The organism is Archangium minus (assembly GCF_044360475.1).
Classification (GTDB): Bacteria; Myxococcota; Myxococcia; order Myxococcales; family Myxococcaceae; genus Archangium; species Archangium minus.
The window spans coordinates 8,354,082-8,368,393 of sequence record NZ_CP043494.1 but is presented as its reverse complement, the minus strand read 5'-3'; the positions used below and the strand labels follow the sequence as shown (position 1 = coordinate 8,368,393).

Genomic DNA, 14,312 nt, shown 5'->3' with positions numbered 1-14,312 from the left:
GGCGCTCAGGGCCGGATGGCGACCTTGATGACGCCCTCGCGCCGCTCGCCGAAGAGCGCATAGGCGTCCCGGATGTCGTCGAGCTGGAAGCGATGCGTGAGCAGGGGCGTGAGGTCCACCCGCTTGCTCCGAACCATCTCCATCAGCCGCCGCATGCGCTCCTTGCCGCCAGGACACAGCGTGGTGACGATGCGGTGCTCGGCCAGGCCCGCCGCGAAGGCCTCGTAGGGCAGCTCCAGCTTCCCCGAGTACACGCCCAGGCTGGACAGGGTCCCCCCGGGACGCAGGCAACGCAGCGCGTTCTCGAAGGTGCCCTGGGTTCCGAGTGCCTCGATGGCCACGTCCGCACCGCCTCCGGTGAGCTGCTTCACCTCTCGCACCACATCCACCTGGCGGTAGTCGAGCACCACGTCTACCCCCATGCGGCGCGCCATCTTCAGGCGGTTCTCGTCTCCATCCACGCCGATGACCAGGGCCGCGCCCATGAGCCGTGCGCCGATGGCGGCGCACAACCCGATGGGCCCCTGGGCGAACACCACCACTGCGTCGCCGATGCGCACCCTGCCGGACTCCGCGCCGCTGAAGCCCGTGGAGGCGATGTCCGCCAGGAGCACCACCTGCTCATCGGTCAGCTCGTCCGGAATGAGGGCGAGGTTGGCCTGGGCAGAGGGCACACGCACGTACTCTGCCTGGACTCCGTTCAGGGTGTGGCCCAGGCGCCAGCCGCCAATCGCGTCGATGCCACCACCATGTCCACACTGCGAGAGCAGTCCGGAGAGACAGGCGCGGCACTGTCCGCACGGAGTGACGGCGCCCACCAGCACCCGCTGCCCCGCCTGATAGCCCTCCACTCCGGGGCCCAGCTCCTCGATGACTCCCACGAACTCATGGCCGATGACGAGCCCTGGCTTCACCGGATACTCGCCCCGAACAATGTGCAGATCCGTGCCACAGATGGTGGTGAGCGTCATCCGCACCACGGCCTCACCCGGGCCCGCCTTGGGACGCTCGACCTCCTCGATTCCGAACTGATTCACGCCACGAAAGACATTGGCTCGCATGGTCCAAAAGGTGGGCACCCTGCCTCACCGCCTCCACCTGTCCGGAGGGAGGGGCCGCGATCTTTCGCACAGAGCCGGCTGACACCGCGTGGTGGACCCTCCAGGGACGTACTCGTTCACCGCTGGTGCCGGGAGGCACGTGGACGTCGGCTGGTCGACAGCCTCGGTGTGGGATTGGTCACCAGTCGCAGCGATGTCGCCAACGTGCCTGGACGCTACGGATGGGACGGCGCCTTCGGCACTTCCTGGTACGTCGACCCGAAGGAACAGTTGGTGGGGGTTCTGATGATCCAACGCCGGCCGGACTTCCTGCGTATTCCCAACGTCACTCTCGATTTTTGGACCTCGGCCTACCAATTGATCGACGACTGAAACCGTCGCATGGGACCCGGGGTTCGTGGGGAACTCCGCACCACCAGGAGACGCAACCCCTTTGGAGGGCCAGGATTCATGTCTCGGAGACTCGGGCGCACGCCAATCCAAGTAGCGCCACGAAGGCAAATCGAATCTCAAATACAGACATGTCATTCCTTTTGGAGTGTTGATGACGCACCGGCTTATGACTATCCGATAATGTCAGCAGCATCCCTCTTTCGAGTGAGCCGTGGACTCCCCTTCGTGTCAGGGAATGCGCCAGGCCCGGGTGGTGCGAGCCACGAACAGCAAGGCCGTCCTCTGCAACGGAGGATACGAGGTGGAGGGCTCCGTCATCATGTTCAGGCGCGTGCGAGGCCCGGGACCGCGCACGCATCCCTATTTCTCAAAAAGCAAATTGGGCATATGAGAATTTGGTGTGAATCATTTCCCTCTGGCTTTCGCGTTGGCTCCTGTTACCCTCTCTCTGCTCTCGTTGCTGCTTGGAGACCACATCCATGTCCATGCATTGCTCACTGTCTTCGTCGTCAAGACGAGCCGGGTCCTTGAAGTCCATCATGCAAGGGGTTGCGTTGGTCTTTCTTGGCATTGCTGGCGCCGCACATGCCCAGAATCATCCGTTTGGCAGCCACCATCAGCCTTATCACTCGTCGACCTTGAGTGTTTCGGCCGGTACGGCCGCGGCCGATAGCGCGACGTCTGATTTTTATTGGAAGTGGAAGATCCGCTACGTAGAGGCCGGTTGTCAGCCGGATGAGTATCGCATCCGGGCCAGCACGGGAGACGGCGCCTACGTCGTGTCCGAAGGTCAGGGCTACGGCATGCTGATCGCCGTGATGATGGCCGGGCAGGACCCGCAGGCTCGAGAGATCTTCGACGGCCTGCACCGCTACAACCGCCGTCATCCCAGCCAGAACAATCCCGACCTGGTGGCCTGGGCGCAGGATGTCAACTGTCGCGACATCCTCGATCACGACTCGGCCACCGATGGCGATCTCGACATCGCCTACGCGTTGCTGCTCGCGCACAAGCAGTGGGGCTCCAGCGGTTCGATCAACTACGCGTCCGAAGCCACCCGCGTGCTCAATGCGATCGCGAAGAGCAATGTCAATCCGACCACCCGACTGGTCAATCTCGGCGATTGGGCCATGTTGCAGGACGATCCTGCCTATTACTACGCCACGCGCAGTTCGGACTGGATGCTCGGCCACTTCCGCGGCTTCATCGGCCACACCAGTACCGACTGGTCTCGGGTGTTGAGCGCGCACCAGACGTTGATTGAAACAATGCAGACAAAGTACGCCAGCTCGACTGGCCTGGTGCCCGACTTCATCGTCAACACGCACACCACGCCTAAACCCGCTTCCGCCAACTTCCTCGAGGCTCCGCACGACGGCAGGTATTCCTGGAATGCGAGCCGCGTGCCGTGGCGCCTCGGCATCGACGCGGCCATCAGTGGTGACACTCGCTCGCGCAACGCGGCCAGCATGATCAGTCGTTGGATTCGCGGCAAGACCGGAGGCAAGCCGAACAACATCCGCGCCGGCTACTACCTCGACGGCCGCCAGATCGAGTCCTACAACGACATGGTCTTCATGGCGCCGTTCGCCGTCGCGGCCACCACGGACGCCGGTGGTCAGGCGTGGCTGGACAGCCTGTGGAATCAGATCGTCTCCACTGGCCCCACCGAGGACTACTACGGCGACACGCTCAAGCTGCTGGTCATGCTGAGCGTCTCGCGTAACTGGATGACCCCGTAATCGCGCTCCTTATCGGAGGCCTTGCCTGCTCAGGTCCCCTCCTGAGCAGGCTGATAAGGGATTTCCAACGTGAAGGTGGCGCCCTGGCCGGGGCCGTCGCTGTGACCCATCAGGGTGCCCCCCAGCTCCTGGGCCGCCAGGGCACTGGAGTGCAACCCGAAGCCGTGTCCCTCCGCACGGGTGGTGAAGCCGAACTGGAAGATGCGGGTGAGCATCTCCGGGGCGATGCCCTTTCCATTGTCTCGCAGCTCGATGCGGACGCGGTCGTTGGTGGCACGTTCCAGCTTGATGCGGAGCAGCCGCTCACTCGCGGGCACGTGGTCCAGGGCATGCTTGGCGTTGCTGACCAGGTTGACCAGGATCATCAGCAGTTTGTGCTTGTCGGTGAGCACCTGCGGCAGTGACTCCAGCTGCCGCTCGATCTTCACCTGATGCCGCGATAGCTCCGCCGAGTTGATGCGCAGCGAGTCCTCCACCAGCTGAGCCAGGAGGACGGGCTCCTGCATCCTGGGCAGCCGGGCATAGTCCTGCTGCACTTTGACAATCTCTCCGATGTGCTCGGAGTACCGGCCCACCTCGTCGAGCAGGGCGACCACCTCTCGGCGCTCGTCCACGAGGTTCTCGCCGAGCTTGTTCAGGAAGGGCAGCAGGTGGCGTCCTCTCTCCTCCTGGAGGAAAGCGGCCAGGTCGGACTGGCGGTCCTGGAGCAGGGTGGCGACCCGGGTCACATGCTCCAGGCGCATCGTCATCACCCGCTCCTTGGCGACCTGGGACGCGGTGTAGACGCTGTTGAGCACGTTACCCACGTTGTGCAAGACGTTGGTGGCGATATCCGCCATGCCCGTGCGCCGTGCCGTCTGGACGAGCTGCTGGTGGACGTCCTTCAGCTCCCGGGTGCGCTCTTCCACCCGCTGCTCCAGCCCTTCATTGGCCACGCGCAACTCCTCCTCCCGCTGCTGGAGCCGATCGGCCATGAGGCGGAAGGCCTGGGCCAGATGTCCCAGCTCATCCTGGCGCTGGATGTCCAGCTCGACCTTGAAGTCGCCGGAAGCAATGCGTGCCGTGGCCTGGGTGAAGCCAAGCAGGGGACGGGTGATCTGCTCGCGGAGGACCCAGAACGCGATGGCCAGCTCGATCACCAGCGACAGCACACCGAGCAACAGCACGATGCGCGCCGCGCTCAGGGCGGCCTGCGTCACCACGTTCTCGGGCTGGATCGTGGCGAAGAACCACCCGGTGCCACGCATGCGTGCCACGGCGACATACTCGCCATACTCTGGCAGCGCGAATGCTTCCTGCCCGGGCCCCTGGGTCTTCATGCGCTCGAGGATGCTGCGCAGGTGGGCCTGCTGCGCCTCGGTGTTGCTCTGTCCGGGGGAGCGTTCCAGGTCCAGCTGGGGATGGGCGATGATCTGGCCGTCCTCACGGAAGAGGACGTTGTACGCGGAGGGCAGGTGGTCGCTGAGGGTGCGGGCCATCAGCTCCTCGAGCAGGATGTCGTGGCTGACGGACGCGACATACCGGCCATCCATGTCCAGGGGTGTCGTGACCACGGTCAGCCATTTGTCGCTGATCTCCTCTTGGTAGACGCTGGTCCAGCGCGTCTCCCGTCGCGGGTTGTTCTCAGGCATGCTGCTGAGGAAGTACTCCGCGGAGGCCACCGAGGCATTCGCCGGAGCATCCTGGCTGTAGGTGGGGCGCGCGGGCCAGTAGATGAGGCCTGGTTGCTCGGGCAGGGTGATGAAGGTGCTCTTGAAGCGCACGAGGAAGGCAGGCCCGTACTGGCTGAGCACCTCATACCCGGCCACGAGCCGGCGGCGCATCCAGTCGTCCATGGGAACGCCTCGGGGAACGAACAGCCCCACTTGACGCGTGCCATCGAAGCTCTCGGGGCGGTTGCGGATGCTTCCGTCGGGAAGGCGAGCGAACAGGCGCTCGAAGCTCGCGTCCACCTCCTCCTGGGTGAGGGAGCGGATGCGCTCCTCCAAGGCCCGATTGAAGGCGGCGTGGTTGTCCTGGGCGAGCAGGAAGATGGCTTCCTCCCGAGCGGTGCGCTCCACCACGTGCCGCTCCAACCTTTCCAGCGCCTCGGTGCGCAGGACGTGGAACATGTGCAGGTAGCTGAAGACCGTGGAGAGGACGATGACCACCGCGATGCGCGCGCCCATCTTGATGAGCGTCGATCGGGCGAGGGGAGCGCGGGGGAGAGACGTGTGAGGCATGAAAGAATTCGACCTGCGGTACCTGGGGCGAGACCGTGCGCTCAACGCGATGGAGCCCCTGCTAGGAATTGTCCGGCGAAACGCCCCCTGGCGTGGTTGAGGTTAGCACCGGTGAATTTCCGATGCCGGGTTCGGCAAGGATGCTGCCCTGCTGGGCGCGTGCGATCCCTCGCTCGTCCCTCAGTGAGGCTGCCCCAGTCTTGTGGCTCTCTTGCACCCCACAAAAGAGAGGGAGCGCCACTGATGCTCAACCGTGTCCTCCCGGATCGGGCATGGGACCGGATGGTGACGGGACGGCTCGGCTGAGCGTGGACCCGTAGGAGCAAGTCGGGGGCTCGTCACCGCCAGTCGGGACCTGGTCTGTGTTGTAGCGGGAGGAGGGTGATGAACCCGTGGGTCGAGCCCGTGCCGGCATTGGTCTCCATGACCTCGGTGCTCATCCCTCCCGCGACTACGCCCTCCGCGATGGATGTCACGGCGTAACCAAAATCCTGTCCTGGGCCTCCCAGGTGGTGGGCCCACCGGACCTCTCCATCGGCACCGAAGAGCGCCACGACGACGTCGTTCTTGCCCGCGCTCCGCAGTTTCCTGCCCTCTCCCAGGTCCAGGGTCGAGGTGAAGTGACCCACCATCGCCAGGGCTCCGAAGGGCATGGGGGCAAGCGCATGTCCGGAGGTCATCGTCGGGTAGTGGCGCCGCCAGAGCTCTTCGCCTCGTGAGGAGTAACGCGCCACGAAGCCCTCGAAGCCGCCCAGGGTGAAGAAGAGCTGCCCTGGTTGATGCGGGACGTCGCGCTGGAAGAGGCCCGTGAGGTAGAGACTTCCGTCCTGCGCGGGCACGACCGACTTCGAGAGGTCGAAGTTCGGTCCCCCGATGGCACGGGCCCAGAGGCCGCGCCCTTCGCCCGAGAAGGCGGCCAGGAACGCATCCGCGTCTCCGGAACTGGTGAGCCTGCCCGTCCCGAAGTCCACGGTCCCCACCGAGGGTTCCACGCCTTGGGAGAAGTCTCCGGTGATGAAGACCGTGCCAGCGGTGTCCACCGCGACGTCTCGACCCGTGTCCTCGCCCGGGCCTCCGAAAACACGCGCCCATCGCAGGGTGCCGTCCTGTCCCGAGAGCTTCAGCAGGAAGAGGTCATTCAACCCGGCGCTGTTCCAGGTTTTGCTTCCCAGCTCCACCTGGCCCGTGAATCGCCCGGTGACGAGCACGTCTCCCGAGCCATCGAAGGCCGCCGAGCGGCAGACCGAGTCCCCCGTTCCTCCAAACCTGCGGACCCACTGCGGGTGTCCATCCTCCAGCGCCAGCTTCGCGATGAAGCAGTCCTGACCTCCACCTCCGGGAAGGAGGGCGCCACCGATGTCGACCGTTTCCGACAGGCCGCCTGTCACGAGGAACGAGCCCTGAGCGCCTGCCACGACGGCATCTCCCAGGTCATCGCCCGGTCCTCCCCAGTGCCGCACCCAGCGCACAAGCCCCGCCGGATCAATCCGGGCCACGAATACGTCCTGCTGGCCCGATGACACCAGGCGCTGGCCTCCGAGGGTCGTCTCGCCCTCAAAGGAGCCGACGGCGAGGATGTCCCTGGACTGTGTGGCCAGCCCGGTGACCTGAGAGTGCCCCGGTCCCCGGAGCTCGAGTCTCCAGGCTGCCCGGGTAAGGGGCAGCGGCCCTTCTGGCGAGGGCACCGCGGAGGGGGGCATTCGCGCGCCGGGCATCGAGCAACCGCACAGCACCCCCAGGAAACCGAGCCGAAAGAGAGGTGGGAGAGAGAAGATCATCTCTGGTTTTTGTTTTGGATTCTTATATTTTGAGATACGCGTGGGACAGAGAATGTCTGTATCTCCGTGGTTTTGTCACACATGCGGTGCCATCACAGTGCGATTTCTACGTTCAATTTGAAGAAGTTCACGGACACGAATCCGCGTATTCGTTGAAAACGGCACGTCTTCTCATTGTCTGCTTTTCCAGAATCCACGGATATATACAATGTCACCGTCATTGAGACGTCGGAATTTGAACGGGTCATGCCCGGATGTGGAGGCGAGAGGCGATATGAAACTCAAACGCAACAGTCGGTGGCTGGGGGGGCGGCACGGCCAGGGGAGGGGGCAACTGTTCGTTGCGCTGGTGGCGCTGACCACCGGGAGCGCTTGCAACACCACGGACTCGAAGGAGCTCATCAACGCTCGAGGCACGGGAAACCTCGCCGAGCGCTGTGAGGTGAAGCCGCCCATCACGGGCAGCTTCGCGCCGAAGCTGCAGTGGGAGTGGACGGGCAGCCCGATCCTCCCTGCGCACAAGCAGGTGATGATGCAGCCGGTGGTGGTGGACGTGAACCGGGATGGGACTCCGGACATCGTCTTCAGCTCCTTCGACGGCGACTACTACAACACGCTCTACGCGAGCGGGTACGACGGCAACACCAACGGCGTGCTCCGGGCCATCAGCGGCAATGACGGGCGCGAGCTGTGGACCGTGGAGGACGCGGCCTACCGGGTGAAGCCCGCCGCGAGCATCGCCGCTGGTGACATCGACGGTGATGGCGCCGTGGAGATCTGCGGCCTTCCCGAGAGCGGGCGCGGCATCATCTGCTTCGAGAACGACGGCACCTTCAAGTTCCGCTCGGCTCCGGATGCGTACGACTTCAACGCGTGGGGTGGCCCCTCGCTGGCGGACCTGGATGGCGATGGGTCCGTGGAGATCCTCGACGGCAACCGCGTCTACAGCAACACCGGCGCTCTGAAGTGGGTGGGCTCCGACGGTATGGGCGGTGCCCTGTATACCGGCCCCGTGTCCTTCGCGGCGGACATCGACCAGGACGGCAAGCAGGAGGTCATCAACGGCCGCTCTGTCTACCGGCACGATGGCAGCCTGAAGTGTGCCAACACGACGATTCCCCATGGCTTTGCCGCCGTGGGTAACTTCGATGGTGACGCGGCTGGGGAAATCGTCGTCGTGGGTCAGGACCTGAATGCCATCAACGGCAAGGTAAGCCTGCTCGACGACAACTGCGAGCTGCTGTGGTCGCATGACGTCCACTACACCGACCCGGGGCAGTCCTTCCCCACCAAGGGCGGCCACGGTGGCGCTCCGAACCTCGCGGACTTCGATGGGGACGGGCAGCTGGACATCGGCCTGGCGGCCGAGTGGAACTACACCGTCTATGGCGCCGACGGCTCCGTGAAGTGGACCTTCCCCATCCAGGAGTACAGCTCCGGGAAGACGACCTCCACGACCTTTGACTTCGAGGACGATGGCAAGCTTGAGGTCATCTACGCCGATGAGAGCCGGCTGCGCGTCTTCGACGCCACCACGGGTGCGCTGCGCTGGGAGACGGTGCACAGCTCGGGCACCACGCACGAGTTCCCCATCGTCGCGGATGTGGACGGTGACGGCGCGGCGGAGATCGTCACGGTGGAGAACAACCACGCGGGCGGCGTTGGCTTCAACGGCGTGCGCGTGTGGCACGACGAGCAGGAGGACTGGGCGGGCACGCGGAAGATCTGGAACCAGCACGCGTATGCCATCACGAACGTGAACAACGACGGGACCATCCCGGCGCACCCGGCGACCAACTGGCTCAACCCGAAGCTCAACAACTTCCGCTCCAACGTGGCCAACTACTTCGGCGAGGGCCCCAGCCCATACGCCGCCGCGGACCTCGTCGCCTCGGACGTGACCGTGTCGTGTGATGGCTATGGCTCGCTTGTGCTCGGCGCGAGCGTGTACAACCAGGGCGAGGTGGCGGTGCCCGCTGGCGTGAAGGTGGCCTTCTACCAGGGCAACCCGGCTTCGGGCGGCACGTTGCTCGGCGTGGCCACCCTGTCGGACGCGCTGCCAGCGGGTGGGATGGCCTTCGCCACGGCCGTCGTGGCCTCGACCTCCGCCGGCACCTCCGAGGTCTTCGCCGTGGTGGATGATGACGGCACGGGCGCGGGCGGCATCACCGAGTGCCGCGAGGACAACAACGCCTCCTCCGCGACGGGAAACCTCACGTGCACGGTGACGCCGTCCAACCAGCCGCCCGTGGCGCTCTGCCGCGATGTCACCGTCATCGCTGACGCCTACTGCCAGGGCCGCGCCAGTGTGAACAACGGCAGCTACGACCCGGACAACGGGCCGTCGCCGCTCTCCATCTCCGAGGTCCCTTATTCGTCCCTCGGTCTGGGCAGCCACCCCATCACGCTGACGGCCTCGGACGGTGAGGCGAGCGATCAGTGCGTGGGCACTGTCACCGTCGTGGACGCCACGACTCCGGCTGTCAGCTGCCCGGACTCGCAGGTGCTCGAGACGTGCTCGCCCTCCGGTGCCACGGCCTCCTTCGCGGTGACGGCCTCGGATGCCTGCGGCCCGGCGTCCGTCTCCTGCTCGAGCGCCTCTGGCTCCACCTTCCCGGTGGGTGAGACGCCCGTCTCCTGCACCGCCACGGACGGCTCCGGTAACACGAGCTCCTGCGGCTTCAACGTCACCGTGCGCGGCGACACCACGAAGCCGGTGCTGAGCTGCCCGACCGCGCCCGTGGTGGTCAACGCGTGCGCGGGTAGCTCCACGGCCACCTTCAATGCCTCCGCTACAGACAACTGCGGCCCGGTGCCCGTCTCCTGCTCGCATGCCTCCGGCTCTACGTTCCCGGCGGGCAACACGACCGTGACCTGCTCGGCCACGGACGCCTCGGGCAACACGGACTCGTGCAGCTTCACCGTCCAGGTGGGCGGCGCCGATGCCTCCACGCCCCCCACTCCGGGCGCGGATCTCGGGATCGAGCTGTGGGCTCCCAACCACAAGTACGAGTACCTGCCTTACGTGCTCTCCCAGTGCGCGGCTCCCGCGAAGGACGCGTGCGGCAAGTCGCTGCCCCTGGAGAAGTACGGCCGCATCCTCCGCGTCACCTCGGACGAGGTGGAGGATGCCAACGGCAACGGTGACGGCCGCACCTGCAATGACATGGTCATCGAGAGCCCCACGGCCGTGAAGCTGCGCGCCGAGCGCGAGGGCACGGGCAATGGCCGCGTCTACACCATCCACTACGTCGTCACGAATGACGCCGGTGCCTCCGCTCAGAGCAGCTGCCGCATCTACGTGCCGCACGATCAGTCCGGCCGTGGTGCGGTGGACAGTGGCGTGAAGTTCTGCGTCGGCGAGGGCTGCCCCGCTGGCACCGCGGAGCACAGCCCGCTGTGCAAGTGAGCCAGGCGTAGGTTGAGACCGAAGAAGGGAAGGGGCCCGGGACCGGCAACGGTCTCGGGCCTTTTTTCATTCATACACACACGTCGCTCTATCTGGAGTCTCCTCTCACATAAGGAGCCATCACGGCGCAATCGCTACATCTGGGACGAAGAAGTCCATGGACACGAATCGCCGTGATGCGTCATGTGCATGTCTACTGACATTCACCACTTTTGCCGGATCCACCGCTCAGTACACTGCCAATGTCTCAAAAGGTGACAGCAGTGAACCGGGTCATGCCCGATAGCGGAGGCGAGAGTTGAGATGACAATCAAACGCAGCACCCAGGGGCTCGCGGATCGACGCGGCCATGGGCGTGGGCGGCTCTTCGTTGCGCTGGTGGTGCTGGCTACGGGGGGAGCTTGCAACAGCAAAGACGCGAAGACGCAGTCCAATGCACGAAGCACGGGAAACCTCGCGGATCAGTGTGAGGTGAAGCCGCCCTTCACGGGCAACTTCGAGCCCGCGCTGCAATGGGAGTGGAAGGGCAGCCCCATCCTTCCCACGTACAAGCAGGTGATGATGCAGCCGGTGGTGGTGGACGTGAACCGGGATGGGACTCCGGACATCGTCTTCAGCACCTTCGACGGTGACTTCTACAACTCGGCGGGTCAGAACGGGGAGAACGGCAACACCAACGGCGTACTCCGCGCCATCAGTGGCAATGATGGGCGCGAGCTGTGGACCGTGGAGGACGAGGCCTACCGGGTGAAGCCCGCCGCGAGCATCGCCGCCGGCGACATCGACGGTGATGGCGCCGTGGAGATCTGCGGCCTTCCCGAGAGCGGGCGCGGCATCATCTGCTTCGAGAACGACGGCACCTTCAAGTTCCGCTCGGCTCCGGATGCCTATGACTTCAACGACTGGGGTGGTCCCACCCTGGCCGATTTGGATGGCGACGGCGCCGTGGAGATCCTCGACGGCAATCGCGTCTACAGCAACACCGGCGAGCTGAAGTGGGTGGGCTCCGACGGCATGGGCGGTGCCCTGTTCACCGGCCCTGTGTCCTTCGCGGCGGACATCGACCAGGACGGCAAGCAGGAGGTCATCAACGGCCGCTCTGTCTACCGGCACGATGGCAGCCTGAAGTGCGCCAACACGGAGATTCCTCATGGCTTCGCTGCCGTGGGCAACTTCGATGAAGACCCGTTCGGTGAGATCGTCGTCGTGGGCCAGGACCTGAATGCCGAGGCGGGCAAGGTGAGCCTGCTGGACGACAACTGCGAGCTGCTGTGGTCGCACGACGTCCACTACACCGATCCGGGACAGTCCTTCCCCACGAGGCCTGGCCATGGTGGCGCTCCGAACCTCGCGGACTTCGATGGGGACGGGCAGTTGGAGATCGGCCTGGCGGGCGACTGGAACTACACCGTCTATGGCGCCGACGGCTCCGTGAAGTGGACCTTCCCCATCCAGGAGTACAGCTCCGGGAAGACGACCTCCACGACCTTTGACTTCGAGGACGATGGCAAGCTCGAGGTCATCTATACCGACGAGCTCCGGCTGCGCATCTTCGATGCCACCACGGGCGCGGTGCGCTGGGAGACGCCGCACAGCTCGGGCACCACGCACGAGTTCCCCATCGTCGCGGACGTGGATGGTGATGGCGCCGCGGAGATCATCACGGTGGAGAACAACCACGTGGGCGGCGCTGGCTTCAACGGCGTGCGTGTGTGGCACGACAAGAAGGAAGGCTGGGCGGGCACGCGGAAGATCTGGAACCAGCACGCGTATGCCATCACGAACGTGAACAACGACGGGACCATCCCGGCGCACCCGGCGACCAACTGGCTCAACCCGAAGCTCAACAACTTCCGCTCCAACGTGGCCAACTACTTCGGCGAGGGCCCCAGCCCATACGCCGCCGCGGACCTCGTCGCCTCGGACGTGACCGTGTCGTGTGATGGCTATGGCTCGCTTGTGCTCGGTGCTCGTGTGCGCAACCAGGGCCAGGCCCCCGTGCCTGCTGGCGTGAAGGTGGCCTTCTACAAGGGCAACCCGGCTTCAGGCGGCACGCTGCTTGGCGTGGCCACTGTTCCGGACGCACTGCCCGCGGGTGGGAGCTCCATTGCTACGGCTGTCGTGTCCTCGACCTCCGCGGGCACTGCCGAGGTCTTCGCCGTGGTGGACGATGATGGCTCGGGCTCGGGCGGCACCACCGAGTGCCGTGAGGACAACAACGCCTCCTCTGCGACGGGCAACCTCACGTGCACGGTGACGCCGACGAACCAGCCGCCGGTGGCCCTCTGCCGCGACGTCACTGTCAATGCCGACGCCTACTGCCAGGGTCGCTCCAGTGTGGACAATGGAAGCTACGACCCGGACAACGGGCCGTCGCCGCTCACCCTCTCTGAGAACCCTTCCTCGGCCCTTGGTCTGGGGACGCACCCCGTGACGCTGACGGCCTCGGACGGTGCGGCGAGTGACCAGTGCGTGGGCAACGTCACCGTCGTGGACAACACGAAGCCCTCCGTGACCTGCCCGGGCTCGCGGGTGCTCGAGACGTGCTCGCCTTCCGGTGCCAGGACGACCTTCGCGGCCTCGTCCTCGGATTACTGCGGTCCGGCACCCCTCACCTGTTCGCACTCTTCCGGCTCCATCTTCCCGGTGGGTGAGACGTCCGTCTCCTGCTCCGCCAAGGACGACTCTGGCAACACGGCCTCCTGCCGCTTCAACGTGGAGGTGCGCGGCGATACCACGCCTCCCGTGCTGAGCTGCCCGACCGCGCCGGTGGTGGTCAACGTGTGCACCACGGGGAATTCCACGGCCACCTTCGAGGTCTCGGCCACCGACAACTGCGGCCCGGCACCCGTCACCTGCTCGCATGCCTCCGGCTCCGAGTTCCCGACGGGCGACACGGTCGTGACCTGCTCGGCGGCGGATGCGTTCGGCAACACGTCCCTGTGCGAGTTCCTCGTCACCGTGAAGAATGGTCGGGGTGATGGTGGTGGTGGCGGCGGCGGTGGTGGCGGCGGCGTGGTGGCGGCGGCGGTGGTGGTGGACATGGCGGCGGCCACGGTGGCTGCGGTCACGACCACGACCACGGCGGTGGCTGCGACCATGACCACGGTCACGGCGGTGGCCATGGTGGCGGGCATGGCGGCGGCCACGGTGGCTGCGGTCACGACCACAACCATGGCGGTGACTGCGACCATGATCACGGTCACGGCGGTGGCCACGGTGGCGGACATGGCGGCGGCCACGGTGGTTGCGGTCACGACCACAACCATGGCGGCAGCTGCAACCATGACCACAACCACGGCCGCGGCTTCGGTGTCTATGGCGGTGGCGGACATGGCGGTGGCCACGGTGGTGGACATGGCGGTGGCCACGGTGGCTGCGGTCACGACCACGACCACGGCGGTGGCTGCGACCATGACCACGATCATGGCCATGGCCATCATGACGGCGACTGCGGTGGCGATGATGACGACGACCACGGCGGTGGTGGCGGCGGCGGTGGTGGTGGCGATGATGACTGCGGCGACGAGCCTGGCGGTGGTGATGACACGTGCCAGGGTGCTCCTCCCGTTCCCGGTGCGGACAAGGGACTGGAGCTGTGGCCGCCCAACCACAAGTACGTCACTGTCTCTCTGTCCGAGTGCGCCCAGCCCGCGCACGACGCGTGTGGCAACCCGCTGCCGCTGAATGTCTACGGTCACGTCCTC

The 14,312-nt window shown here is 65.5% G+C and carries 7 protein-coding genes; 4 read left to right on the top strand and 3 right to left on the bottom strand.

The window, feature by feature from the left end:
* Window positions 1–5: 5 nt before the first annotated feature.
* The gene (locus F0U60_RS33960; protein ID WP_395806209.1) at window positions 6–1,061 is read right to left on the bottom strand and encodes a zinc-binding dehydrogenase; all 1,056 of its coding nucleotides are present in this window, start codon (window positions 1,059–1,061) and stop codon (window positions 6–8) included.
* Between the two features lie 168 nt (window positions 1,062–1,229).
* Between F0U60_RS33960 and F0U60_RS33955 the strand changes: the two genes are divergently transcribed.
* Together F0U60_RS33955 and F0U60_RS33950 are read left to right on the top strand one after the other, a co-directional pair.
* Window positions 1,230–1,433: a hypothetical protein gene (locus F0U60_RS33955; RefSeq protein WP_395806208.1), complete on the top strand. Its 204-nt coding sequence runs from the start codon at window positions 1,230–1,232 to the stop codon at window positions 1,431–1,433.
* Window positions 1,434–1,981: 548 nt separating this feature from the next.
* Window positions 1,982–3,196: a glycosyl hydrolase family 8 gene (locus F0U60_RS33950; RefSeq protein WP_395806207.1), complete on the top strand. Its 1,215-nt coding sequence runs from the start codon at window positions 1,982–1,984 to the stop codon at window positions 3,194–3,196.
* Window positions 3,197–3,225: 29 nt separating this feature from the next.
* Here the strand turns inward: F0U60_RS33950 and F0U60_RS33945 are convergent, their stop codons facing one another.
* Window positions 3,226–5,418: an ATP-binding protein gene (locus tag F0U60_RS33945; protein WP_395806206.1), complete on the bottom strand. Its 2,193-nt coding sequence runs from the start codon at window positions 5,416–5,418 to the stop codon at window positions 3,226–3,228.
* 338 nt (window positions 5,419–5,756) lie between these two features.
* Window positions 5,757–7,118 (bottom strand): hypothetical protein, encoded by a 1,362-nt coding sequence (locus F0U60_RS33940; RefSeq protein WP_395806205.1) that lies wholly within the window; start codon window positions 7,116–7,118, stop codon window positions 5,757–5,759.
* A 352-nt stretch (window positions 7,119–7,470) separates the two neighbouring features.
* On the opposite strand from F0U60_RS33940, the gene F0U60_RS33935 reads away from it, so the two are divergent.
* Together F0U60_RS33935 and F0U60_RS33930 are read left to right on the top strand one after the other, a co-directional pair.
* On the top strand, window positions 7,471–10,605 hold the full coding sequence (locus F0U60_RS33935) for an FG-GAP-like repeat-containing protein (RefSeq protein ID WP_395806204.1): 3,135 nt from the start codon (window positions 7,471–7,473) through the stop codon (window positions 10,603–10,605).
* Window positions 10,606–10,908: 303 nt separating this feature from the next.
* Window positions 10,909–14,292, top strand: coding sequence for an FG-GAP-like repeat-containing protein (locus F0U60_RS33930; RefSeq protein WP_395806203.1), 3,384 nt, complete (start codon window positions 10,909–10,911; stop codon window positions 14,290–14,292).
* Window positions 14,293–14,312: the final 20 nt, after the last annotated feature.